Source organism: Paenibacillus baekrokdamisoli, assembly GCF_003945345.1.
In the GTDB taxonomy this organism is placed as follows: domain Bacteria; phylum Bacillota; class Bacilli; order Paenibacillales; family Paenibacillaceae; genus Paenibacillus_Z; species Paenibacillus_Z baekrokdamisoli.
Map to the genome: position 1 here is coordinate 5322501 of NZ_AP019308.1, position 25609 is coordinate 5348109.

Consider the following 25609-nt stretch of genomic DNA (forward strand, 5'->3'; position numbering starts at 1 on the left):
CTTTTCATTGTCATGGCATTGAATATATCCGAAATCGCCACAATCTTTGCATAGGGGTGTATCTTGGAAGACTCGACGCCTAATGGATAACCACTTCCGTCGACTCGTTCATGATGCTGCAGCGCCGCTAACTTAACACCCTCATTAATAGCGGTTACTTTCAGCAATACTTGATAGCCGAGAACGGTATGCCGCTTCATCTCTTCTGATTCTTCAGCATTCAATTTAGTTGGTTTATTCAAAATGTTCCTATCTATCTTTGCATTACCGATATCGTGAAGCAGACCAGCAAGAGCGGCCTGCATCCAATCTTTCTTTGGAAAGTCATTCCACTGCGCTAACATGTAGCAGCTCATCGCAGACATAACGCTTTTGTGATACAGGTAATCTTCATTCTTAATTGTTACCGGCGAGAAGGTTAGAATCTTATACTCTTGAATATGAACCAGAAGAGCCTCAAGCTGATTCCTTATTTCAAGAATAGAGATCCCCATACCACTCATCACTTGATTAGATACACTCTTAAGAAGTACAACCGTACGGTCATATTGTTCTAAAAGAGGAGATTTCACGGTCGTTTCTTTAGAAAGTTCCTGCGTTTTGTCACCGACTGCTTCTTCTTCCTCTTTCTTGTCCCCAGGTAGACCTACAACGACGGTAGGGACAAGAAAGGCTTGAAGGATTTCTAGCTCACGAGAAGTGACCACTTTTCCTTTATGAAAAAGCACACTGCCAAGTGGGGTCAGAACGTCTTGTGCAATTTTATCGCCAAGCTTAACTTGCGAAACCGCTACCGTTGCCATAGCTCTCTCCTCCATCCATCTGCGGTTGCTTTACACTTCTTTAAGTTTCATCCGTTTCTGAAGGTGTTCCTTCCGCCTCGACGTCTTCTGCCAGCTCATCCAGGTTTTCCTGTTCATCACTTCGCGCTACTCGTGTTACAGTCGCAACAGAGTCATCCTCACGAATATGAATGAGTTTAACGCCCTGTGTATTACGGCCCATTGTAGAAATACCATCCATGCTCATACGAATCATCGTACCAGAAGAGGTCATAATCATAAGATCCTCATCGTTTTGGACAACTTTAAGACCAACAATCGGTCCATTCTTATCCGTAACATTCAAGGTCTTAATTCCTTTACCGCCACGACTCTGTATCCGATAGTCACCGATTGGCGTACGTTTACCATAACCTTTGGATGTAACAATAAGCACTTCATTCTCAGGTACTACAATATCCATATCGATGACAAAATCATCATCATCGCTGTTAATGCCTTTAACTCCTGTTGCGGAACGCCCCATTGGTCGTACATCTTGTTCTGGGAATCGGATAGACATCCCCTGACTCGTACCCATAATGATCTCCTGGTTACCATCCGTCAGCTTAACACCAATTAACTCATCCTCTTCACGGAGGTTAATTGCGATTAGACCGATTTTACGAATGTTCGAGTAATCATCAAGTGGCGTCTTCTTAACAACACCCTGCTTAGTTGCAAAGAACAAGAAACGATCTGGCTCGAAGGATTCCACTGGGATAACCGCATTAATCGTTTCACCTTGTTCGATCTGCAGCAAGTTAATGATCGGTGTCCCTCTTGCAGTCCGGCTCAGATCAGGAATCTCATAAGCCTTTAATCGGTACACTTTTCCTTTGTTTGTGAAGAACAAGAGGAAATGATGCGTATTAGATACAAATAGATGTTCGACAAAGTCGTTGTCCTTCGTATCCATCCCAATGATACCTCTACCTCCGCGCTTCTGGCTGCGGTAAGTTGTAACTGGGAGACGCTTCACGTATCCAGAATGAGTGACTGAAACGACAACATCTTCGCGTGGAATGAGATCTTCATCCAAAATCTCCTCATCACTTGCCATCAATTCAGTACGACGGTCATCACCGAATTTCTCTTTCACTTCATTCAGCTCTTCGCTGATGATTTGTAGAACAAGCTGTTCATCAGCCAAAATAGCTTTGAACTCCGCAATTTTTTTCTGCAGCTCGGCATACTCGGCTTCAATTTTATCGCGCTCGAGTCCAGTGAGTCTTTGCAGACGCATATCAAGAATGGCCTGAGCTTGATCAAAGCTGAGATTAAATCTCGTAATAAGGCCTTCACGTGCTTCATCTGCTGTCTGCGACGAACGGATAAGCTTAATAACCTCATCTAGATGGTCAAGCGCAATACGCAGCCCTTCAAGAATATGCGCGCGTGCTTCCGCTTTTTTAAGCTCAAATTGCGTACGGCGACGAATAACTTCGATTTGATGCTGTAAGTAGTAATACAGAATATCTCTTAAGTTGAGAACACGTGGTTCGCGATTAACAAGAGCGAGCATGTTGTAACTAAAGTTCATCTGCATTTGAGTTTGTTTATAAAGATTGTTAAGAACAACACTTGGCGTAACATCGCGACGCAGCTCGATCACGACACGCATACCGTTGCGATCAGACTCATCACGAAGATCCGTTATGCCTTCGATTTTCTTTTCCCTAACTAGCTCTGCGATTTTCTCAACAAGGCGAGCCTTATTTACTTGGTATGGCAATTCATGCACGATAATACGTGCCTTACCGCCATTCTCTTCAATAGTCGCACGAGCACGCATAGTAACCGAACCGCGGCCCGTTGTATAGGCTTGACGAATTCCTTCGCGTCCCATTACGAAACCAGCCGTTGGGAAATCGGGCCCTTTTATATAGTCCATCAATTCAATTGGTGTAATGTCTGGGTTGCGAATTAGAGCTTGGACCCCATCAATAACTTCACCTAAGTTATGAGGAGGGATGTTCGTTGCCATACCAACTGCAATACCCGTCAATCCATTAACTAGCAGGTTGGGAAACCGCGCTGGTAAAACAACTGGCTCCTGCTCTTCTCCATCATAGTTTGGAATGAAGTCAACCGTTTCTTTATTTATATCACGAAGCATCTCCATCGCAATCTTGGATAGTCGTGCTTCTGTATAACGCATCGCTGCTGCAAAGTCTCCATCAATGGAACCAAAGTTGCCATGACCATCAATAAGCATATAACGGAGCGAGAAATCCTGTGCCATACGTACCATTGTCTCATACACAGCAGAGTCACCATGCGGATGATATTTACCAATGACTTCGCCAACAATTCTGGCAGATTTCTTATATGGTTTGTCCGAAGACATACCTAGTTCCGACATCGCATACAAAATGCGGCGGTGCACCGGTTTTAATCCGTCTCTTACGTCGGGGAGCGCACGGCTTACGATAATGCTCATCGCATAATCCATAAACGATTCTCGCATCTCGACGCCGATGTCGCGATCTCGTACTTGCGAACGTTGTTCTTCCGCCATTGTTGACCTCCTAAAAGTTTTCGAAGAAAACTTGCTTCGAAATCATACACCAGTATAACAAATGCTGGAAATCTGTTTATTATAGTGTTTGCACAATAATGCCTTTATTAAACGTTCCAAATGATATTCTTGCACTTCGGCAATTTTTCACATCAATCTGGAAGCGGTAGGTATCCGCCCTATCCACGATAGTTATGTCGCCATAAACTAAAAAGAACACATCAGCGAGAACCTACAGTAGACCTAAATATTGAATAACGCAAAAAGTAGGCATTATCCTTATTATAACACCGTTTTCCACCTCTGTCTCCTGCATGCTTCGTATTCCTCAGATCTACAACTATTGATTCCGAAAGGCGGAGCCCTATTGGCTATTCAGCGTATTAAAAGCAAGTGGGCAAAAACCAATGTTCTATTAAAATCCGAAGAGCTCCGTGATCAAATACCCCTTACTAGCATGTGGAGCCCTCTATCTTTAAAAGAAATGCTAAATGAATATGAAATGGTCTATATAAAGCCTGATCGTGGTACGTTTGGAAAAGGCGTTATCCGTGTCGAGAAGCAAGTAAATGATCACTATAGCTTTCAACTAGGAAAAAAGAAACGGGTTTTCTCTTCTTTTGAGAATATGTTAATCCCATTACAGCGTAAAGTTGCTTCTCGTTTTTATTTAATTCAGCGTGGCATTCATCTTTTGACGTATTTGGGACGTCGCTTTGATTTAAGAGTTATGGTACAGATAAACAATAACAATGAATGGGAGTCTACCGGTATCATCGGCCGTCTTAGTCACCCGAATAAAATCATCACGAATTATCATGGCGGCGGCACGCCTATGTCGATGAATAAGCTTATGGGACGTCATCTCACCTTGCGTGAAACTGCTGATTTCAGCATTCAATTACAGAAGCAAGGCGTTGCTATAGCTAAACAATTACAAACCGAATATCCTAGACTTAAGGAAATAGGCATTGATGTTGCTGTAGATACCGGACTGAAACCTTGGATTCTTGAAGTAAATACACTGCCGGATCCTTTTATATTTCGTAAACTGGAGGATAAACGTGTCTTTCATAAAATCTATCGCTATTGCAAAATGTATGGTCGTTTCTAGCCGATTTACCTTCTAAAGAAATACAAAAAAGCCATCCGGACAACCGGACGGCTTTCGTTTTAAACGAAACATTATTCTCTTCTATACATCTAGGTTCTTAACGAACTTAGCGAACTGTTGAATGAATTCACGCCGTGGCTCAACGTTATCACCCATCAGCGTCTCAAACATATTATCGGCTTCAATAGCGTCATCTATCGTTACCTGCAGCATGCTTCGACTTTCTGGATCCATTGTCGTTTCCCATAATTGGGTAGCATTCATTTCACCTAGACCTTTATAACGTTGGATATTAACTTTTACGCCTTCTCCAAACTCAGCGATAATATCATCCCGCTCTTTTTCACTTTGAGCGTAGCGGATGACCTTATTTCGTTCAATTTTAAAGAGTGGCGGCTGTGCAATATAAATATAGCCGGCTTCAATAATTTTGCGCATGTAGCGGAAGAAGAAAGTTAACAGCAGCGTACGAATATGCGCACCATCAACATCGGCATCCGTCATGATAATGACCTTATGGTAACGAGCCTTTGCAATGTCAAAATCATCAGCAATACTTGTACCGAGTGCCGTAATAATAGCGCGAATCTCTGTATTGGATAAAATACGATCCAAACGAGCTCGCTCCACGTTTAATATTTTTCCCCGTAGTGGTAGAATCGCTTGGAAATGACGATCACGGCCTTGCTTGGCCGACCCACCAGCGGAGTCACCTTCTACGATATAGATTTCACTGATTGAAGCATCTTTGGATGAACAGTCAGCAAGCTTACCTGGTAATGAACTAACCTCAAGGGCACTCTTACGGCGGGTGAGCTCACGAGCTTTACGCGCTGCTTCACGCGCACGCGCGGCTTGAAGACCCTTCTCTACGATTTTCTTAGAGACAGCTGGGTTCTCGTTAAGAAACTCCGTAAATTTCTCAGCGAAGAATGATTCCACGATACCGCGGACTTCACTGTTTCCTAGTTTTGTTTTCGTCTGCCCTTCAAATTGCGGCTCTGGAATTTTGACCGAGATGATCGCTGTCAAACCCTCACGAACATCATCACCAGATAAATTGGAGTCGCTATCTTTGATCGCATTCATTTTACGAGAATATTCGTTAATTATTCGTGTCAGCGCACTCTTGAAACCAGATTCATGCGTTCCGCCTTCATGCGTGTTAATGTTGTTCGCGAAAGAATAAATGTTCTCTGTGTAGCTGTCGTTATACTGGAGCGCAACTTCAACTTGAATGTTGTCTTTCATGCCTTCAACGTAAATTGGAAACTCGTGAAGAGCCTCGCGACTACGATTCAAATACTTAACAAACTCGATAATACCGCCATCGAATTTGTACGTATTCGTCATCTCTGTTCGTTCATCGAGGAGTACAATTTCGATCCCTTTGTTCAAAAAGGCAAGCTCACGAATACGTGATTGAAGTACTTCGTATTCATAAACGAGCGTTTCTGTGAAAATCTCAGAATCTGGTTTGAAGTGAACGGTTGTTCCCGATTCTTCTGTATCGCCAACAACTTTCACATCATACTGAGGAGCACCTCTGCGGTACTCTTGTTGGTAAACTTTTCCTTCACGCTTTACAGTAACGACAACCTGCTCGGATAAAGCATTAACAACCGATATACCTACCCCGTGAAGTCCGCCTGATACTTTGTAGCCTTCTCCGCCAAACTTACCTCCAGCATGAAGAACCGTCATAACAACTTCAAGGGTGGAACGCTTCATCTTGGCATTCTCACCGACCGGAATCCCCCGGCCATTATCAACGACAGTAATGCTGTTATCTTCATGTATAGTTACTAAAATACGATCGCAATAGCCAGCGAGCGCTTCATCGATACTATTATCAACGACTTCCCATACAAGATGGTGAAGGCCTTTGGTGCTAGTGGACCCGATATACATACCCGGACGTTTACGTACGGCTTCTAAGCCTTCTAGTACTTGTATTTGATCCTCATCATACCCGTGCTGCTGATTTAATGACATGCTGGAATTCACTGCTCCTCTCAACTGCTCTTGACACATCAATAAGCTTAATCGTCTTAGTTATAACGCTTAATTCGTCGCAAATTGATGGGAACGTTTCTTAAGCGTGGAGGACGATATCGGCGAATAATAGATTCTGTGCTGCGTCACAACAATCGATTTCGCTTCTTCTTCTCCTATGATTTCAACGTCTTTCCGCTTCCGAGCCTGTGCGACGAACTGCTTGGACAGCTTGGAGGATTGCTCGATGGAAATATCAAAAATCGCCACAAGCTCCGATGCACGAATAATTTTTTCTCCGCCCAAATGAATATACATAGCAGCTCCACCCTTCACTTCTTCGCTATCAGCATTAACGTGCTACTTGACCATCCCGCACATAATAAATTCGGGAATCATGCAGCTTACTCACATTGACGCTTTCAAGCCCGGTCGTCGTAATAAACGTTTGTACTTTACTTTGAAAGGTTTCAATTAGCTGCGTCTGCCGGTTCTGATCGAGCTCTGACAAAACGTCATCAAGCAGCAGCAGCGGATACTCACCAATTTCTTCGTGGATGAGTTCAATCTCTGCCAGCTTAAGTGATAACGCAGTCGTTCTTTGTTGTCCTTGAGAACCATATATGGACGCTTCTTTGCCGTTTATATAAAAGGCCATATCATCACGATGAGGGCCGACTAATGTCATTCCTCGGCGCATCTCCTGATCCTTTACCTGTGTTAACTTTATCATAAATTGCTCAAATAAAACAGATTCTTCTTCTATGGCGTCCGTTTCAAACGATGGCCGGTAGACAATGGTCAGCTCTTCTGCACCAGCTGTAATGCCCGAATGAATATGTTGAGCCCACTTTTGCAGCTTATGAATAAAGTTTTGCCTTTTTTTCACAATTTTAACACCATGCTCGGCAAGCTGCATATTCCAGACCTCCATCATGGTCTGCTGAGCGCTCCCTGGTGAGGCTGTTTTCAAGTAATTATTACGCTGCATCAGCACCTTGGCATATTGGCCTAATGAATATAAATAACCGGGCTGTACTTGGCCGATTTCCATATCAAGAAACCGCCTGCGTATGCCCGGTGTGCCTTTAACGATTTCTAAATCCTCCGGTGCAAACATAACTACGTTTAGCGCACCTACAAAGTCACTTAATTTACGCTGCTCTAGTCCGTTGATTCTGGCTCTCTTCCCTTGTGTGGACAAGGTCAAATCAAGTGTTAAGGGGCCATATTTCTTCTCAACTTCGCCTCTTATCCTCGCTTCTGAAGTATTCCAGCCAAGGAGTTCTTTATCCTTACTTGTTCGGTGAGATTTAGTCAGTGCGAGGACAAAAATAGCTTCAAGCAAATTTGTTTTTCCCTGTGCATTTGGACCAACAAATAAATTCACTTGATTGTCGGTTTTAATTTCAAGCTTTTCATAGTTCCGATAATTGCTCAGTTGAATGGAATTTAAATACACGCCGCTGCCTCCCGGGTTGTTGCTCGCGATTAAGCCCTTTGGCGCATTACCGCTTCACGACCGTAAAGACATGAAATCCTTCTACTTCTACAAGATCTCCCGGATAAAGCTTGCGTCCACGGCGGTCATCCGGTTCTCCGTTAATAACAACCTTTTTCTCCTGAAGAAAAAACTTAGCAGCTCCACCTGTATCGATGCAGCCAGCTAGTTTCAAAAATTGCCCCAGCGCTATATATTCCGTCGAAATTTCGACTTCGTTATCGTTCATTGTTTATTTCCTCCTGTTTAACCCGTTGTTCGGTACGGCAGTATAAGGTGCAAACTATGTGGGTGATCAGTCGGCTTAATAATAATGGGGCTCATTGCTCCTGTAAAGCCGATAAACAAATATTCACTGTCAATAACCTTGAGCGCATCAAGCATATATTTGGAGTTAAAGGCGATACGAAGAGATTCCCCTTTGAACTCTTTAACTTCAAGCTGTTCCGTAACACGTCCGAGCTCCGTTGAGCTAGATGAAATTTCGATAGTCCCATCTTCTTGCGTAATTAATCGCACAATATTCGTTTTCTCTTCACGTGACATCAGATAAGCACGATCAATTGCATCCATTAATTTTTTTGTATGCAGAACTAGTTCTGTTTTGAAGTTCTGCGGAATAATCTTAGAAGTGTCTGGGTAAGTACCGTCTAAGATACGGGAGTAGAATAACATATTCCCCATTTTGAAAAGCACCTGGTTAGCGGTTACTACGATTTCGACCTCACTGTTATCATCTGCTACCAGCTTCGACAATTCATTCAGTGTCTTGCCTGAAATGACAATGTTCGAGAATTTATAATCGTTTTCTGCTTGAACAGTTGCGGTACGACTTGCCAAGCGATGACGGTCTGTAGCAACAAATTTAAGCTGTCCTTCACTTAAATTCCAAAGTGCACCCGTTAGAATTGGCGTCTGTTCGCTTGTGGACGCAGCAAATACGGTTTGTCTGATCATCGATTTAATGAGATCGCCAGGAACCGTGATTGACTCACTCTCTTCAATTGTCGGCAATACAGGAAATTCCTCCGGATCAAGTCCAACCATTTGGATATCTGTCGAACCTGAACGAATCGAGGTTTGATGATGATCCTTGACTTCAATCTCAATCTCATCGGATGGCAGCTTCTTTACGATCTCAACAAAAAATTTGGCTGGAAGGACAACACTTCCTGGTCTCTCAACTTTAGCAATGACAAATTCTCCATTCTCAACAGGAATGAAGCTTTGAATAGATATATCGGTATCACTTGCTGTTAACGTGACGCCTTGATGTGTGACATCAAATTTGATTCCGCCAAGAATCGGTATCGCTGGTCTTGATGAGGATGCTTTGGATACTTGTTGGATCGCATCGTTTAATTGATCTTTTCTGATGGTTAACTTCATGATTTCACTCCTAGATTGAATGCTGCGAAAACGGGTGCGGAATTCGCTTCGTTTCACCTTATATTGATGATGTTTTTTAGTTATTTAAAGATAGTCGTAGTAGTAGGGACACTGAATATGTGGATAAGTGGATAATTCCCTGACAAAGTAAGCCTATCCACATGTGTATAGAGTGTGCATAGGCTTAAAGGTTGTTCACGTGTGATTTTTAATTTTTTCAGTCAAAGTTTGAACAATTTTGTATAAGTCATTATCCACTTTTAACTGCTGCGTTATTTTCTCATGGGCATGTATGACTGTCGTGTGATCACGGCCGCCAAATGCTTCACCAATTTTGGGCAGGGAGTGGTCCGTCAGCTCTCGAGACAAGTACATTGCTACCTGTCTTGGAAAGGCAACGGCCTTCGTACGCTTACGTGCTTTAAATTCATCAAGCTTAAGACCGTACAGCTCCCCAACCTTCTGCTGGATATCCTGCATCGTAATCATTTTTGGTCGACTTGATGGAATAATATCTTTAAGTGCTTCAGCAGCAAGATGGGACGAAATATCTTCGTTAATGAGCGAGGAGTAAGCGACAACACGGATCAACGCACCCTCGAGCTCTCTAATATTCGTATCAATATGACTTGCGATATACGCCATAGCTTCGTTCGGGATCTCTAGATTCTCAGCTTTCGCCTTTTTTCTTAAGATCGCGATACGTGTTTCTAAGTCGGGCGGTTGAATATCGGTAATGAGTCCCCATTCAAACCGTGAGCGAAGTCTTTCCTCTAGGGTAGGGATTTCTTTGGGCTGCCGGTCACTGGAAATAACGATTTGTTTGCGTTCTTCGTGGAGCGCATTGAAGGTATGGAAGAACTCTTCCTGTGTCTGCTCCTTGCCAGCTAGAAACTGTATATCATCGATGAGCAGTACGTCGATGTTTCTATATTTATTACGAAAGCTCTCGCCTCGATTATCACGAATGGCATTAATAAATTCATTGGTAAACTTCTCCGAGGATAAATAAAGCACGCGAGTACTCGGATTATGTTCAAGAATGTAATGGCCGATCGCATGCATTAAATGCGTTTTGCCAAGTCCTACACCGCCATATAAAAATAATGGATTATAAGCCTTGGCAGGAGCTTCCGCAACAGCGAGAGATGCAGCATGGGCAAATCGATTGTTAGCTCCAATAACGAAATTATCGAACATATATTTGGGATTCAACATATGCGAGAAGGTTTCTTCCGGCCCGACGTGAACTGTAGGGAGGATTTGTGGCTGAATTACGGCAGGTTCAGGCGGTTTATTTTCTTCAATTACAAATTTGATGTCATACTGACGGCCCATAAATTCTTGCAGCGTCGTCCGCACAAGCTTTGTATAACGACTCTCTAGCCACTCGGCCGCAAAAGTCGTAGGTGCTGTCACAATAACCATTGATTCACCACTAAAAGAAGCTTTAGTTGCTTTAAACCAGGTATCAAAACTTGGTTTACTAAGCTTCGTTTGAATGATCGACAGCACCTGCTGCCACATTTCGTGCGTATGGCTATCCACAGATTGTCACTCCTTATCCAATTCAACGAAAAACGGCACTGCTGTGCATAAATGGTGTCGAAATATACGGTTTGCTGTAGATTCCATCCACATTACTAACTTCGTGTATAAATTATTATCAGATGGGGATAAATGTTGTTCACATTATTATCCACAGCCTGTTGATAATGTTGTTTGTCACTCGATGTCATCCACACCGAAAACAAGTCTATCATAGCAAAAGAACCCTTGATATTCAACGATTCTGCGGAATTTATCCACAAATTCTATAGGTTGTGTATAAAAGTTATGGACAACACTAGATATTGTTTATATCTTGTTATCAGTTCGACATAATGCGGGAAACATAGAAAAAAGTATCCACATGTTATTAAAATATTATTTTTACCCCATCATTTGAATGTTATCCACAACACCAAGTACGCATTCATTCAGGTTGACTTTCAGAGGGTGACATGGTTTAATTAAAAAAGGCGTTTTTTCGCGATTACCGTTCGCAGTTGAGTTAGCGAACTGCGATGCTGTTTACGCTTTTTGAGGAAACTGATCATCGACGATCGTGAAAACGACGTGAAATAGGTTTTCGCAAGATGCATTAGTTAGGTTATAGGAGGTGCAATAAAATGAGACCGACATTTAGACCGAACGTGAGCAAACGTAAGAAAGTTCATGGTTTCCGCAAACGTATGGCTTCCGCAAATGGACGTAAAGTGCTGAGCGCCCGCCGTCAGCGTGGAAGAAAAGTATTGAGTGCGTAAGCTTAAGACCACTTCAGGTGGTCTTTTTTTCATTTTTATGGGAATCATTAGATTATAAGGGTATGGGTGAAGATACAGCCATGCAAAGAAAGCTGCGATTACGTAAGCGCGAGGATTTCAGCCGTATCTATAGGAATGGCAAATCGTTCGCAAATAATCAATTTGTCGTCTACTGGTCGCGTCAGCATCAAGCAGATCCGTTTCGGCTTGGCGTATCGGCTAGTAAAAAAATCGGTAATGCTGTTGTGCGTAACCGAATGCGTCGTATGGTGAAGGAGATTGTTCGACAGCATACGGAGCGAATGGCAGGTCAGCTGGATTTTATCGTAATTGTACGTAAACCGGCTGTCGGCATGAAGATGAAGGAATTGGAGAAAAGCTTGCTTCATGTCTTTAAACGCGCGGGGCTTTTGAAGCAGTCTCGGTAACGCTTGAAATCGCTTTTTCAGGCGCCGGAGGCTTGTTTCTTTGTGCCATAAAATGTGATATAGTTTACGTGAAATGAATTTGCTGGCGGGTAGTCCATTTGGACATGACGCCTTGATGGTGCGCAGAGAGGAGTTTTACATGTTGTCCCGTATTTCGAAACGTACATGGTTTACTGCACTTGCTTTGGTTGCGGTGATGCTATTTTTAAGCGGCTGCTCATCAGCTACTCACCCAGTTTCAATGGATCAACTGTCGCACGGAAACTTCTGGCAGCGAAATGTAGTGTATTATTTCTCATTAGCACTTGAAACTTTTGCGAAATGGTTTGGCGGAGAGTATGGTATAGCGATTCTATTAATGGTAGTTATCGTAAGAACGTTGATACTTCCTCTTACAATAAAGCAATATCGCAGCTCGAAGGCGATGCAGGCTCTGCAGCCGGAACTTGCTAAATTGAAGGAAAAGCATAAAGACAACCCGCAAAAGCAGCAGGAAGAAACAATGAAGCTGTTCCAACAGCATCAAGTTAATCCGCTGGCAGGCTGTTTACCTCTAATTGTTCAAATGCCAATTTTTATCGCTTTGTATAACTCGATCTATATGAATCAAAACATACGTGAGCATACGTTCCTGTGGCTCCAGCTTGGCGAGAAGGACCACACTTATGTGCTGCCAATTCTTGCTGCAATCACAACCTTTATTCAATCGAAGATGATGCAGTCGCAACAAAAAGCAATGCCTGCCATGCAGAGCATTATGTTAATTTTCCCTGTTTTAATCTTCGTCATGGCATTAAATTTCCCAGCAGCACTACCGCTTTATTGGATATTCAGTAATATCTACACCATCATTCAGAACTATTTCTTGTACGTACGCAACTCTAAGGGCAAGGAGAGTGTACCTGCAAAATGACGAAAATCTTAGCATCGGGAAAAACGATCGAAGATGCTGTACGGAATGGTTTAACAGAATTGCAAGTATCCGCAGATCGTGTGAATGTAACGGTGATCGGACAGCCTTCAAGAGGGCTGTTCGGTTTCATTGGCGCGAAGAAAGCAAAGGTGGAGCTGGAGCTTCTACCTGAGCTTCCGATTGTGGAGACACAAGTAACAACTGATCCAATTACGGAAACGGAGCGCTTTGTTACTGAAGTGGCACGTACGATGGGGCTTGACATTACCGTCACTCGACAAGATTCGAGAGATGGTGTAGTACTCGCATTGTCTGGAAGCGGCGATCTTGGCATGCTTATAGGACGTCGGGGTCAAACGTTGGACGCTTTGCAATACTTGGTCAATATTGTGGCCAACCGTTATTCTGACAGTCATCTACGAATCGTCCTTGATGCTGAGGATTTTCGTGAGCGTCGTCGTAAGACGCTAGAGGATTTATCCGATCGATTAGCGGGGCATGTCATTCGCACCAAGAAGGAAGTTGTTCTTGAGCCTATGTCTCCCCAGGAGCGGAAAATCATTCATTCGCAGCTGCAAAACCACGCCAAAGTAAAAACGTTAAGCAAGGGCGATGAGCCCAATCGACGTGTTATTATTTCGCTTAAGTAAGACTGCATATTGTCCTAATCCCTAGCAATGGCTCTTTACGGTCATTGCTCATTTTTTTAAAGTGCGCCTTGGAGGCTTATAAAGACATGATGAATCAGGATACAATTGCCGCCATCTCGACTGCTGTCGGTGAGGGCGGCATTGCCGTTATTCGGGTAAGTGGTCCGGATGCAGTTAGAGAATCGGCAAAGTTGTTTCGTTCCAAATCGAATATAACGGATGCGATATCGCATACGGTTCACTATGGTCACATTGTGGATCCCGTAACTGGTGATATCGTCGAAGAGATCATATTAACGTTAATGAGGGGACCGCGTTCTTTTACTGCTGAAGATGTAGTGGAGATCAGTACGCACGGCGGTGTTGTCGCTGTTAAGCGTGTGCTGGAGCTGTTACTGCGTGCAGGAGGAATTCGGATTGCGGAGCCTGGTGAATTTACGAAGAGAGCTTTTCTTAATGGACGTATTGATTTAACTCAGGCTGAGGCCGTTATTGATTTAATTCGATCCAAATCGGATCGAGCATTCTCTATCGCAATGAAACAATCAGAGGGAGCACTCTCTAAAAAGGTGAAGTCACTGCGGCACACCTTAATCGAGACATTAGCTCATATTGAAGTCAATATTGATTATCCAGAGCATGATGTAGCGGATCTGACAAGTGCTTTTATTAAGGAACACTGCCTTGAGGCTTCGAGCGAAATTAATCGTTTATTAAAATCAGCTCGTGAAGGCAAAATATTAAGAGAAGGGATCGTAACCGCTATTGTCGGGCGTCCCAATGTCGGTAAGTCCTCGCTGCTTAATGCACTTGTGCAGGAGAATAAAGCCATTGTTACAGATATACCTGGTACGACTAGAGATGTCATTGAAGAGTATGTAACGGTTGGCGGAATACCGCTTAGGCTGCTTGATACAGCTGGAATTCGGGAAACATCAGATGTTGTGGAGCGTATTGGCGTGGAACGTTCTAGATCTGCACTTGAAGGAGCAGATTTGATTCTATTCATGTTGAATGTGAATGAGCCGCTGCATGAGGATGATCGTCTTCTCATGGAGCAGCTGCGTAACCGACAAGTTGTGATTTTATTGAATAAAACAGATTTGCCTGTAAATCTTGAAGTTGCTGAGCTGGAGAGCATCTTTGATGCGCAATCCATCGTTCGTTTATCTGTTCTTGAAGAAAAGGGTTTAGATGTATTAGAGGGCGTCATAAGTCGAATGTTCTTCAATGGGGAACTGGAATCGGTGGATCTGACCTATGTCAGTAATGTTCGACATATTACGTTACTAGGTCATGCTTTACAATCTCTTACAGATGCTGTTGAAGCTGTTGATATTGGAATACCCATTGATATTGTGCAAATTGATGTCAGAACAGCCTGGGAGCTGCTTGGAGAATTGATAGGTGATTCGGTATCGGAGTCGCTCCTCGATCAAATTTTCTCTCAGTTTTGCTTGGGTAAATAAAGGTCATTTTCAAGAAGGTAAGTAAGGAGGGATATTTAATGGGTTATGAAGCAGGACAATATGATGTAATTGTTATAGGAGCAGGGCATGCGGGATGTGAAGCTGCTCTTGCAGCTGCCCGTATGGGTTGTGAAACGTTATTATTAACCATTAACTTGGATATGGTTGCGTTCATGCCATGTAATCCGTCGATCGGTGGTCCAGCTAAAGGGCATGTTGTACGGGAGATTGATGCTATTGGTGGAGAGATGGGACGTAACATCGATAAGACCTTCATTCAAATGCGGATGCTAAACACAGGGAAAGGTCCAGCTGTCCATGCGCTTCGTGCGCAAGCGGATAAATTCCTTTACCAGCATTTCATGAAGCAAACCATCGAAGAAACGAAGCATTTGACTCTACGTCAAGGAATGGCGGAAGATCTTATTGTCGAGGATGGAGTTTGCGTCGGTATCGTTACGAAAACTGGAGCAGAGTATCGTGCTAAGTCTATTGTCGTGACTACAGGTACTTATCTGCGCGGAAAAGTTATTATGGGTGAATTAATGTATGAAAGCGGGCCGAACAATCAGCAGCCTTCGATTAAGCTCTCGGCTAGTCTGAAGGCAAATGGATTTGAACTCGTTCGATTCAAAACGGGTACGCCTCCTCGTGTGCATAAGGACACGATTGATTTTAGTAAAACTGAAATACAACCCGGTGATGAGAATCCGAAGTTTTTCTCCTATGACACTGAATATTCCGATAATGAGCAGCTGCCATGCTGGCTTACTTATACTTCTGAAGAGACGCATAAGATTATTAATGATAATTTGCACCGCGCTCCGATGTTTTCGGGTGCAATTGAAGGGACAGGACCTCGATATTGTCCTTCTATTGAAGATAAAATTGTGCGTTTCGCAGATAAACCGAAGCATCAGATCTTTTTGGAACCGGAAGGAAAGCATACATCGGAATATTATGTACAGGGATTATCCACTAGTATGCCGGAAGATGTTCAGCTTAGTATTTTGCGATCCATTCCTGGCTTAGAAAAGGTAGAGATGATGCGTACCGGCTATGCCATTGAATATGATGCGGTGGTTCCTACACAGCTTTGGCCTTCTTTGGAAACAAAGCCACTGCCAGGATTATTCACAGCGGGTCAAATTAATGGAACTTCCGGTTATGAAGAAGCCGCTGGACAGGGTGTCATGGCAGGCATCAATGCTGCACGCAAAGTTCAAGGAAAACCTCCGGTCATTGTGGATCGTTCACAGGGCTATATTGGCGTTCTTATTGATGATCTGGTGACTAAGGGAACAACGGAGCCATATCGACTATTGACTTCTAGAGCTGAATATCGTCTGCTGCTTCGTCATGACAATGCGGATCTTCGTTTAACACCGACTGGTTATGAGATCGGCCTTATTCCTGAGGCTAGACATCATAGATTTTTGCGTAAGAAAGAGCTAGTTGAGCAGGAGATTGAACGCTTGAAAACGGTCAAAGTAAAACCCGATGAAGAAGTACAAACCCTATTGGCTGCATTCAACTCGACTGCACTTCAAACTACAGTTGATGCACTTTCCATGCTTCGTCGTCCTGAAATTACTTACGCCTTCGTGGATGCTATTTCTCCATCGCCAGAAGAATTATCGGATGAAATGAAGGAGCAGGTGGAAATTCAAATTAAATATGCAGGATATATTGAGAAGCAGCTCATTCAAGTTGAACGTCTTGCAAAGATGGAGAAGAAGCGCATTCCGGATGATATTGATTACAACACAGTCCATAGCTTAGCGATGGAAGCCAAACAAAAGCTTTCGAATATTCGTCCGCTATCTATTGGTCAAGCTTCACGCATTGGCGGCGTAACGCCTGCTGACATCTCGATTCTACTTGTCTATCTAGAACATTATAATCGGGTTAAAGCTGCACGGGGGTAAAAAGATGAATCAAACGGAACAATGGTTTTCCGAACTGCTGAGTGAACATGGCATTACATTATCCGAAGAGCAGCTGCATCAGTTTGATACGTATTATCGTCTGCTTGTCGAGTGGAATGAAAAAATGAATTTAACTGGAATTACAGAGAGAGAAGCGGTGTATGAGAAACATTTTTACGACTCCATCTCTCTGGCCTTTGTTAAAGACATGACATCAATTAAACGTCTAGCGGATATTGGGTCTGGAGCTGGGTTTCCAAGTATTCCACTCAAAATATGTTTTCCTGACCTTCATATAACGATTGTTGATTCTCTAAATAAACGCATCCAATTTCTTCAACATTTGGTTACTGAGCTTAAGCTTGAGCATGTGGAATGTGTACATGGAAGAGCGGAGGATATAGGAAGACTTCTTGAACATAGGGATTCTTATGATCTTGTTACTGCTAGAGCTGTTGCGAGATTGGCAGCCCTTAATGAGCTTTGTTTACCTTTTGTTCGTAAGCATGGCGTATTCGCAGCAATGAAGGGCGCTGATCCTGCTGACGAGCTGAAGGAAGCAAAACGCAGCATGTTTGAACTTAAGGCGAAGCCTCTTTCTTCTCATCATTTGAAATTGCCTTTCGAGCAGTCTGATCGACATCTCATCTTAATTGAGAAGACGAGTGGGACACCTAGCAAATATCCTCGAAAAGCGGGATTGCCTTTAAAGCAGCCCCTTATATGATGCGAAGGTTATGCGGAGTTTATTGTTCCACGTGAAACAATTGATTTCATTCAGATTATCTTTAAGTCAAGCAGGAAATCAACTTAAAGCCGACGAATTAATAAAGACGACAATACTCGGCACTTTGAAATCGGGTGGTAGTTGACGCGATGAAAGAACAATTTTCACGATTATTTGGCCTTAATGATCAGAAGAGCAATCAAGATGAAGTCAAACAGCTTATCTTAAACGATGTGGATCCCAGTCCGTATCAACCCCGAACCGTCTTTGATGATGATCGGATTGATGAACTGAGTCAAACGATTAAGACGCATGGTGTTATTCAACCTATCGTTGTTCGAGTGCGTAATGGACGTTATGAGATTATAGCGGGGGAACGTCGTTTTAGAGCAGTGAAGAAATTAGGGTTGGAGACCATTCCAGCGATCATTCGTGAATTCAATGATTCTCAAGCGGCTTCCATTGCACTTATCGAAAACCTGCAGCGAGAAGGATTAACGGCGATTGAGGAAGCTTTTGCTTATCAAAAGCTAATTGATCTTCACCATTTAACCCAGGAGAGCTTGGCTCAACGTCTGGGGAAGAGTCAATCCACTATCGCGAATAAAATTCGTTTGTTAGGACTTGGGGAACGAGTGAAGAATGCGTTAATGGAACGCAAAGTTACAGAGCGTCACGCAAGAGCTTTGTTATCGCTTGATACGGAGGAATTACAAGACAAGGTTCTTGATGACGTTATTTCGAAAGAGCTGAATGTTAAGCAGACAGAAGCTCGCGTTGCTTTTTATAAAGAAGCAACAACTTTGAAGAAATCAAAACGTGTTTCCTTTACAAAGGATGTGCGGCTTGCCCTCAATACGATACGGCAATCTATTGATATGGTTTCTGGTTCAGGGCTGCAAATTAAGACCAAAGAGCAGGACCATGAGGATCACTACGAAATTATTATTAAAATTCCAAAGCGTTAAAACTATCTATAATGTAGTTCAGAGCCGTCCTGGTTAAGGACGGCATTGTCGTTTCTGCATTAAAAAGATAGGCAATATAAACTTTGCTAGGCTATTGTATTTGAATAACTACATGGAATGATTTTTAATGAACGTGGTAATAAGCAAGCTCCACTACCTTAGTACCTAAAGTAAATGGTCAATCATTCCCATGCTCACTTTGGTCCGTGGTTTATGCTAGGGTGACTGTTTTGAATTTATAAGCAACAACAAGTTATCTACGTAGAGGTGAATGGTTTGTCTAAAACGATTGCGATTACGAACCAGAAGGGCGGTGTCGGAAAGACGACAACGTCCGTTAATCTAGGAGCTTGCCTAGCATCACTCGGCAAAAAAGTTCTCTTAGTTGATATTGACCCTCAAGGGAATACCACGAGCGGTATTGGTATTAATAAAGCGGATGTTGAGTATTGCATTTATGATGTGCTTATTAATGATGTACATCCTAAGGATGCGACAGTTCCGACCAATATAGAAGGTCTTAATATTATTCCGGCTACTATTCAACTGGCTGGTGCAGAGATTGAATTAGTCCCGACTATTTCACGTGAGCTGCGGTTGAAGAAGGCTCTTTCTCTTGTGAAGAGTCAATATGATTATGTATTGATTGATTGTCCCCCGTCACTTGGTATTTTAACAATCAATTCACTTACTGCTTCTGATTCCGTCATTATTCCCATTCAATGTGAATATTACGCTCTTGAAGGATTGAGCCAACTACTGAACACGGTTCGACTGGTCCAAAAGCATTTGAACACCACCTTGCAAATTGAAGGTGTCCTTTTAACGATGTTTGATGCGCGTACCAATCTTGGCATTCAAGTTATAGAGGAAGTTAAGAAGTACTTTCAACAAAAGGTATATCAAACGATAATTCCACGCAACGTTCGACTAAGTGAAGCCCCTTCGCATGGTCAATCCATTATTACTTATGATCCTAGATCTAAAGGGGCCGAGGTTTATCTTGAACTCGCGAAGGAAGTGATTATGTATGAGCAAACGGCTAGGTAGAGGACTTGATGCGCTTATCCCATCACTCTCTGTTAATGATGACGATAAAGTTACTGAAATTCCATTAAATCAACTAAGACCGAACCCGTATCAGCCCAGAAAAACATTTGATGATGATGCGATCAAGGAATTAGCAGAATCCATAAAACAGCACGGAGTCATTCAACCAATCATTGTGCGGACGGTGTTGAAAGGTTATGAAATCATTGCGGGTGAGAGAAGATTCCGCGCTTCTCAATATTGCGGTAACGCAACGGTTCCTGCTGTAATTCGAAATTTCTCTGATCAACAGGTAATGGAGATTGCTTTAATTGAGAACCTTCAGCGTGAGGATTTGAACGCTATTGAGCTTTCTCTTGCGTATCAAGCGTTAATGGATAAGTTTGACTTGACCCAAGAAGAATTATCGATGAAGGTTGGCAAGTCGAGATCGCATATCGCAAATTTCCTTCGACTGCTAACTTTGCCGGAACAAATCAAAGATAATGTTTCACGTGGAACATTATCGATGGGTCATGCAAGAGCGCTTGTAGGCGTGAAGGATGATTCACGAAAGAAAGAATTGGCTGATCATGCAATAGCGAATGAATGGAGTGTTCGCGACTTAGAGGAAGCTATTCAAAAGCTGGACCAGCAGCTTCCGCTTAAGACGAAGCCAACTTCAAAGAAACGAGATCCCTATATTGAAGAGCTGGAAGAAACATTGAGAGATCAGTTTAAAACCACAGTGAAAATAAAACAGCAGAAGGATAAGGGACGGATCGAATTGTTGTATTACAACAAGCAAGATCTCGAACGGTTGTTGGAATTGCTGAAGTAAGCTGCTCTTATTCATAACTGTTTCATCTATAGCATACTTGAACGGTTATCTGGGTTATAGATGCCGATCGAGTATGCTATTATTAGCATATAGGAAGATAAAGGTTGCCATCCAAATGTGAAGAAACACATTGATTTGGAGATAATAATGCGAAATGAGGAAATAGGAAAAGAACCAGTAAAGCAGGTTTAGATGATTTCGTAGCTATGTGGATGTTGAGGGTGAGAGAAGAAAGACCGTAATAATAAGGGAGGTCTAGTATGATGTCGGTACAAACGGAATCGGTGATCTATCTAGATCATGCAGCTACTTCCTGGCCTAAGCCTCCTGAGGTTATTCAAGCTGTTGTGAAGGTGATGGAACAGGATGCGGCAAATCCGGGACGAGGCAGTCATCAAATGGCTGTTAGGGCAAGTCGTGTACTGTTTGAAGCTCGGAAGGGAATCGCAAAGCTGTTTCGGGTGAATAACCCGAATGATATCGCATTCGCGCTAAATACAACTATGGCACTTAATATGGCGATTAAAGGGATGGTTCAAGCCGGAGATCATATTATTGCAACAGCAGTTGAACATAATTCAGTTCGAAGGCCATTGGAGTATCTAAAGAGGGTGCTTTCAATTGAGGTTACCTATTTGGAATTAAATGCTGAAGGCGCATTGGATATTAAACAGGTGGAGCAAGCTATTAAATCGAATACGAAAATGGTAATTGTTAATCATAGTTCTAATTTGTTGGGGTCATTAATTGACGTAGCTGCCATTGGAGAAATCACACGAAGAAAAGGTGTAAAGCTATTAGTGGATGCTGCCCAAACCGCGGGCATGATTGATATCGATGTGGAGGGTATGGGGATTGATTTGTTGGCTTTTCCCGGCCACAAAGGGCTATTAGGGCCTCAGGGGACAGGTGGGTTATATATTCATCCAACTGTTGAGTTAACGCCGCTCCTGCATGGTGGTACGGGCAGTCAGTCGGAGTCGGTGGAGCAACCTACAGTCAGACCAGATCGATACGAAGCAGGCACACAAAATACACCAGGTATAGCTGGATTACATGCAGGCATACAGTTCGTCTTGCATGAGACGGTTCAAAAAATCCATACTAGAGAATGGATTTTGACACAACGGTTAATGGAAGGTCTGCAGACAATGAATGGTATAAACATTCTGGGTCCTGCATTAGGTCATCCTCGTACAGGCATCGTATCTTTTGTTATTGATGGAGCAGACCCATCCGAAACGGCATTTATTCTAGATCAGCATTATAAAATTGCTGTGCGGTCAGGTTTTCATTGTTCACCGCTAGCGCATGGAACCGCAGGGACATTGGAGACGGGTGCAGTGAGGGCGAGTGTAGGCTGCTTTTCAAAGGAGTCTGAAGTTGACGCCCTAATCGATGCCGTGAAAGAAATCAAACAACATTACAGCTAATGGGATTGACAGGGGAGCGTAATCATAATGGATCAAATCATACAACGTCCTGCAGATTGGGTAACAGTAGGACTAACAGCAGCAGTGATTATTCTTTCAATTAGAAGTCTGGCATTGGGCAGAAAACTCAAACGGTTAAAGAAAAGCTATGGAGAATTTATGAACGGGACAGGTGTTGAAGGTCTAGAGCCCATTATTATTGATATTAAGGAACGCATAAATGGGCAAGAGGAAAGCTATAGTAAACTCAAACACAGTGTAGAAAAGCAAAACGAAATTTTGAAACAGAGAAAAGGCAATGTCGGTCTACTGCGTTACAATGCATTTGGCGATCGTGGAAGTAATCTAAGCTTCTCCATTGCTATTGTTGATGACCAAGAGGATGGACTGGTACTAAGTGGTTTACATAGCCGTGAGGAAACGTTTGTTTATGCGAAACCCGTAAAACAAGGACAATCAGAGTATTCCCTTACACCAGAGGAGAAGCAGGCTATTATTCAGGCTGTGCAATCGAAATAGAAGAACGAACACTTCGGGCAACTGCAGAGAACAAGCTTTGTGCAATGATGTCGGACATGCGCATAACAAGATGCAGGCGAGTATTCTGTAAGACAAAGTATTCCATGAAACCCCCGACGTTTACGATCCCTGTGATATGAATATCACCAACAGGGGGAAGGTCTTTGTTGACCCCGGCACCAGGACGAACGGGTCCTGTTCCAACTTGGATACAGCCTACGCTGGCGGCCTGACCGAGGCAAGCATCGATACCAATAACAAAGGGCTTGCGGACATATTTATTAATATGAATTAACGTATCATCTAAATTCATGGCGTGAACAGGATCTTCTAATGTACCATAGAGATCAAAGAAAGGGCTTCGATATTTACTTAGAGAAGTTCCTACAAGTGGACCAAGGGAATCGCCCGTAGAACGGTCTGTTCCTACACATACAACGACAATTCTTCGATCCTTTGGTAAATTGTCAATCAAGTAAGCAATGCGATTAACAAGGACACCGGTAACGTTAGGCTCTGTATAAGGCACTTTAAGGGATGATTCTTTCACGCTAGATAGTTTCATAGATTTCCCTCCCACAATCTCATCGACCTCTAGGTCATAGAAACGGTTAACATTTACTAGTGAAGAACAGAAGAGGGAATTCAACTTTCCTAAATGGCTAGCCACTTCTTCTTGGTTACTAGTATATGGATAGGACAACCATTTTATACGTAGTTGGATGAGTAAAACACGATTAAAATGCAGAAGGAGGAGAGCTGATGCTACTTGCATTCGATTCAACGCAGCAAGCTTTGAGGGCAGAGATGCTATTAGAATACGCTGACATTGATATAGACATATGCCCAACGCCGAAAGGGATAACAGCTGGCTGTGCACTCTCTATTCATTTTCCGGAAGAAGATTTACTAGTCGTTACAACCGTTATCACTAATGAGCATGTGGAGATTCGTGGGGTCTATCGTCAGGTTGGTGACCAGTTTGAACAGATATCCATCTAAAAAGAGGTAGGGAAGAGAGGAGAGGGAGCTGTGGAACCGAAAAAGTTTGAACTCGGCGATATTGTGCAAATGAAAAAGCAGCATCCATGTGGAACTAATGAGATGGAGATCATACGCATGGGAATGGATATTCGAATTAAGTGTGTAGGTTGTAAACACAGTGTGCTCATTCCAAGGGCCAAATTCGAGAAAAACATGAAAAAGGTGCTGCGATCAAAGGAGACAAATGAGGGAGAAGAGGGGTAAGGAGACAGGTAATCGATTGCAGTTGAATTTTAGTGTTAAGACTTGCAATCAGACAAGCATCATGATAAGATAATTTCTGCTGACACAAATGGAGAGGTACCCAAGAGGCCCAAGGGGGCTGACTCGAAATCAGTTAGGCGTGTCAAAGCGTGCGTGGGTTCGAATCCCACTCTCTCCGCCATACTTAATAAGCTGAACGGTTCATTATGAGCCGTTTTTTTATTGTCTTTTTTCAATTTCAGACATAGAAAAAAGGGCTCTTGCGAGCCCTTTCTCGACGGTGGTTAATCGAAACGTAATTAGTCATCACTACTAGCCTTTTTGAAGAAACCTCGGTTTACTGGTATGACCCAGTGCGTGTGTTACAGACAGTAGTCTTTGGCACATCCCTCCGCCTCTATGCTGAGTGGACAAAATCACTTTGCGGCTCTTGCTCCAAAAGGTTCAACGGAACCACACCTCTCTTTACACCGTCACAACTATGATGCTCAGGAAGCGACAATCTTATACATCATGCTATACAAATTTTAATTATGCAGTCGTTTCCACTTGCGGTCTTTGTTCGAGGTTTCTGGGAAAGGTTCGCCTTTATGAAGCTCAACTTTCTTGGGGTTATTGATTCCCATGTGAAAAGAGGCTTCACCAATTTCAATATACTTGCCGTCGTTCGGCGCGCGGTCACCTGGTCGGTATTCTGTCCATTCACCCATTGAGGCTGCATCTCCTTTGTAACTTAGTGTGCGGACATAATTAGTCCAGTAGTTAGTGTGCGACTTTAATGGACAGAACATGAACGGAAGAATGCGGCATTGAGACTAATATATATGAGGTACTTGCGGAAAGGCCCTAGTATTTGATATAGTATTCAGGTATGCGAGAAACTAATCTCGCTCCTTGCTCCCTTTATTGGGGGCCGCTAGTCCAAGAGGAGGTGAAACAAATGCGCAAATATGAAATAATGTACATTATTCGTCCGGACGTGGAACAAGAATCAGTTCAAGCACTAACTGACAAGTTCCAAGGCATCATCGGAAACGGCGGAGAAGTCACAAAGCATGATGTGATGGGTAAACGCCGCCTTGCGTATGAGATCAACAAGATTCGTGACGGTATTTACGTGCTCGTTCATTTTAATGCAACTCCAGAAGTTGTAGCTGAACTTGACCGCGTCATGAAGATTACGGATGAGATTATCCGTTTCTTGATCGTCAAAGACGTAGCTTAGTCTTAAACAAGCGCAAGGATTGTCTGATTGGAGGCGAAAAACGATGTTGAACCGCGTTATTCTCATAGGTAGATTAACGAAGGACCCTGAAATGCGTTATACACCTGCAGGCGTTGCGGTAACGCAATTTACGCTCGCAGTGGATCGTCCGTTTACTAGCGGTGGTCAAGGTGAAAGGGAAGCAGATTTCATCCCGATCGTTACTTGGCGGCAGCTTGCAGAAACATGTGCTAACTATTTACGCAAGGGCCGTTTAACAGCAGTTGAAGGCCGTATCCAGGTTCGGAATTATGAGAACAACGAAGGCAAGCGCGTCTACGTGACGGAAGTCATTGCTGATAACGTTCGTTTCTTGGAATCCGGTAATCGTGATGGCGGTGGCTCACGTGAAGAGGGAAGCGGCAGTTCAGGCGGCGGAGGCAATAGTGGTCAAGGTGGAAACCAAGGCGGCTATGGTGGAGGTTCACAAGGTGGAGGCAACCGTTCCGGAGGCACACCAAAGAACGACAATCGTGATCCGTTCTCAGATGACGGACGCCCGATCGACATATCGGAAGATGATTTGCCATTCTAATCGAAAGGAC

General features: G+C 43.2%; 27 protein-coding genes and 1 tRNA gene (1 of these 28 running past the window's edge). 18 read left to right on the plus strand and 10 right to left on the minus strand.

What is annotated here, in order from left to right:
• Window positions 1–803, minus strand: the 5' portion of a protein-coding gene (locus EKN16_RS23410) for an HD-GYP domain-containing protein (RefSeq protein WP_125662867.1). It extends 289 nt beyond the left edge of the window; only the first 803 of its 1092 coding nucleotides appear in the window; the start codon lies at window positions 801–803; its stop codon lies off the left edge, out of view.
• A gap of 40 nt (window positions 804–843) precedes the next feature.
• On the minus strand, window positions 844–3342 hold the full coding sequence (gyrA, locus tag EKN16_RS23415; protein WP_125662869.1) for a DNA gyrase subunit A: 2499 nt from the start codon (window positions 3340–3342) through the stop codon (window positions 844–846).
• A 367-nt stretch (window positions 3343–3709) separates the two neighbouring features.
• On the opposite strand from gyrA, the gene EKN16_RS23420 reads away from it, so the two are divergent.
• Complete coding sequence (locus EKN16_RS23420) at window positions 3710–4456, plus strand: YheC/YheD family protein (protein ID WP_125662871.1); 747 nt, start codon at window positions 3710–3712, stop codon at window positions 4454–4456.
• An 81-nt stretch (window positions 4457–4537) separates the two neighbouring features.
• Here the strand turns inward: EKN16_RS23420 and gyrB are convergent, their stop codons facing one another.
• From gyrB to dnaA, 6 genes are all read right to left on the minus strand, one after another.
• Window positions 4538–6451, minus strand: a complete 1914-nt coding sequence (gene gyrB / locus EKN16_RS23425) for a DNA topoisomerase (ATP-hydrolyzing) subunit B (RefSeq protein WP_125662873.1) — start codon at window positions 6449–6451, stop codon at window positions 4538–4540.
• A 69-nt stretch (window positions 6452–6520) separates the two neighbouring features.
• The gene (gene remB / locus EKN16_RS23430) at window positions 6521–6769 is read right to left on the minus strand and encodes an extracellular matrix regulator RemB (protein ID WP_125662875.1); all 249 of its coding nucleotides are present in this window, start codon (window positions 6767–6769) and stop codon (window positions 6521–6523) included.
• A gap of 34 nt (window positions 6770–6803) precedes the next feature.
• Window positions 6804–7913, minus strand: a complete 1110-nt coding sequence (recF, locus tag EKN16_RS23435; protein ID WP_125662877.1) for a DNA replication/repair protein RecF — start codon at window positions 7911–7913, stop codon at window positions 6804–6806.
• 46 nt (window positions 7914–7959) lie between these two features.
• Window positions 7960–8181 carry a S4 domain-containing protein YaaA gene (gene yaaA, locus EKN16_RS23440; RefSeq protein ID WP_125662879.1) on the minus strand — a complete coding sequence of 74 codons (222 nt, stop codon included), beginning with the start codon at window positions 8179–8181 and terminating at the stop codon, window positions 7960–7962.
• Window positions 8182–8198: 17 nt separating this feature from the next.
• A complete protein-coding gene (gene dnaN, locus EKN16_RS23445; RefSeq protein ID WP_125662881.1) occupies window positions 8199–9341 on the minus strand; it encodes a DNA polymerase III subunit beta in 1143 nt (380 codons plus the stop codon).
• A gap of 195 nt (window positions 9342–9536) precedes the next feature.
• The gene (gene dnaA, locus EKN16_RS23450) at window positions 9537–10889 is read right to left on the minus strand and encodes a chromosomal replication initiator protein DnaA (protein ID WP_125662883.1); all 1353 of its coding nucleotides are present in this window, start codon (window positions 10887–10889) and stop codon (window positions 9537–9539) included.
• Window positions 10890–11512: 623 nt separating this feature from the next.
• Between dnaA and rpmH the strand changes: the two genes are divergently transcribed.
• From rpmH to EKN16_RS23510, 12 genes are all read left to right on the plus strand, one after another.
• A complete protein-coding gene (gene rpmH, locus EKN16_RS23455; protein ID WP_090574515.1) occupies window positions 11513–11647 on the plus strand; it encodes a 50S ribosomal protein L34 in 135 nt (44 codons plus the stop codon).
• An 80-nt stretch (window positions 11648–11727) separates the two neighbouring features.
• A complete protein-coding gene (rnpA, locus tag EKN16_RS23460) occupies window positions 11728–12075 on the plus strand; it encodes a ribonuclease P protein component (RefSeq protein ID WP_125662885.1) in 348 nt (115 codons plus the stop codon).
• Between the two features lie 115 nt (window positions 12076–12190).
• Window positions 12191–12988, plus strand: a complete 798-nt coding sequence (locus EKN16_RS23465) for a YidC/Oxa1 family membrane protein insertase (protein WP_408636316.1) — start codon at window positions 12191–12193, stop codon at window positions 12986–12988.
• Entirely contained in the window at window positions 12985–13638 is a 654-nt protein-coding gene (gene jag / locus EKN16_RS23470) for an RNA-binding cell elongation regulator Jag/EloR (protein ID WP_125662887.1), read from the plus strand. Before EKN16_RS23465 ends, jag begins: the two co-directional genes overlap by 4 nt.
• Before the next feature lie 89 nt (window positions 13639–13727).
• On the plus strand, window positions 13728–15107 hold the full coding sequence (mnmE, locus tag EKN16_RS23475; protein WP_125666585.1) for a tRNA uridine-5-carboxymethylaminomethyl(34) synthesis GTPase MnmE: 1380 nt from the start codon (window positions 13728–13730) through the stop codon (window positions 15105–15107).
• Between the two features lie 38 nt (window positions 15108–15145).
• Window positions 15146–17035, plus strand: a complete 1890-nt coding sequence (gene mnmG / locus EKN16_RS23480) for a tRNA uridine-5-carboxymethylaminomethyl(34) synthesis enzyme MnmG (protein WP_125662889.1) — start codon at window positions 15146–15148, stop codon at window positions 17033–17035.
• A gap of 4 nt (window positions 17036–17039) precedes the next feature.
• On the plus strand, window positions 17040–17762 hold the full coding sequence (gene rsmG, locus EKN16_RS23485) for a 16S rRNA (guanine(527)-N(7))-methyltransferase RsmG (RefSeq protein ID WP_125662891.1): 723 nt from the start codon (window positions 17040–17042) through the stop codon (window positions 17760–17762).
• Between the two features lie 149 nt (window positions 17763–17911).
• On the plus strand, window positions 17912–18730 hold the full coding sequence (gene noc, locus EKN16_RS23490; RefSeq protein WP_125662893.1) for a nucleoid occlusion protein: 819 nt from the start codon (window positions 17912–17914) through the stop codon (window positions 18728–18730).
• A 276-nt stretch (window positions 18731–19006) separates the two neighbouring features.
• Complete coding sequence (locus EKN16_RS23495; RefSeq protein WP_125662895.1) at window positions 19007–19780, plus strand: ParA family protein; 774 nt, start codon at window positions 19007–19009, stop codon at window positions 19778–19780.
• A complete protein-coding gene (locus EKN16_RS23500; protein WP_125662897.1) occupies window positions 19761–20600 on the plus strand; it encodes a ParB/RepB/Spo0J family partition protein in 840 nt (279 codons plus the stop codon). Before EKN16_RS23495 ends, EKN16_RS23500 begins: the two co-directional genes overlap by 20 nt.
• A gap of 263 nt (window positions 20601–20863) precedes the next feature.
• A complete protein-coding gene (locus EKN16_RS23505) occupies window positions 20864–22033 on the plus strand; it encodes an aminotransferase class V-fold PLP-dependent enzyme (protein ID WP_125666587.1) in 1170 nt (389 codons plus the stop codon).
• Window positions 22034–22060: 27 nt separating this feature from the next.
• Window positions 22061–22552: a DUF4446 family protein gene (locus EKN16_RS23510; RefSeq protein WP_125662899.1), complete on the plus strand. Its 492-nt coding sequence runs from the start codon at window positions 22061–22063 to the stop codon at window positions 22550–22552.
• On the opposite strand, the gene yyaC is transcribed toward EKN16_RS23510, so the two are convergent.
• The gene (yyaC, locus tag EKN16_RS23515; protein ID WP_125662901.1) at window positions 22527–23117 is read right to left on the minus strand and encodes a spore protease YyaC; all 591 of its coding nucleotides are present in this window, start codon (window positions 23115–23117) and stop codon (window positions 22527–22529) included. The two genes, EKN16_RS23510 and yyaC, sit on opposite strands and share 26 nt — an antisense overlap.
• A gap of 197 nt (window positions 23118–23314) precedes the next feature.
• On the opposite strand from yyaC, the gene EKN16_RS23520 reads away from it, so the two are divergent.
• The 3 genes from EKN16_RS23520 (at window position 23315) to EKN16_RS23530 (ending at window position 23981) form a co-directional block, all read left to right on the plus strand.
• Window positions 23315–23554 carry a putative Se/S carrier protein gene (locus tag EKN16_RS23520; RefSeq protein WP_125662903.1) on the plus strand — a complete coding sequence of 80 codons (240 nt, stop codon included), beginning with the start codon at window positions 23315–23317 and terminating at the stop codon, window positions 23552–23554.
• Window positions 23555–23584: 30 nt separating this feature from the next.
• The gene (locus EKN16_RS23525) at window positions 23585–23800 is read left to right on the plus strand and encodes a DUF951 domain-containing protein (RefSeq protein WP_125662905.1); all 216 of its coding nucleotides are present in this window, start codon (window positions 23585–23587) and stop codon (window positions 23798–23800) included.
• A 90-nt stretch (window positions 23801–23890) separates the two neighbouring features.
• A tRNA-Ser gene (locus EKN16_RS23530) sits at window positions 23891–23981 on the plus strand.
• A gap of 346 nt (window positions 23982–24327) precedes the next feature.
• On the opposite strand, the gene EKN16_RS23535 is transcribed toward EKN16_RS23530, so the two are convergent.
• Window positions 24328–24510: a YjzC family protein gene (locus EKN16_RS23535; RefSeq protein ID WP_125662907.1), complete on the minus strand. Its 183-nt coding sequence runs from the start codon at window positions 24508–24510 to the stop codon at window positions 24328–24330.
• 230 nt (window positions 24511–24740) lie between these two features.
• Here EKN16_RS23535 and rpsF point away from each other — a divergent pair, with 230 nt between their 5' ends.
• Together rpsF and ssb are read left to right on the plus strand one after the other, a co-directional pair.
• Entirely contained in the window at window positions 24741–25025 is a 285-nt protein-coding gene (gene rpsF / locus EKN16_RS23540) for a 30S ribosomal protein S6 (protein ID WP_125662909.1), read from the plus strand.
• Between the two features lie 43 nt (window positions 25026–25068).
• Window positions 25069–25599, plus strand: coding sequence for a single-stranded DNA-binding protein (gene ssb, locus EKN16_RS23545; RefSeq protein WP_125662911.1), 531 nt, complete (start codon window positions 25069–25071; stop codon window positions 25597–25599).
• The last annotated feature ends 10 nt before the right edge of the window (window positions 25600–25609 follow it).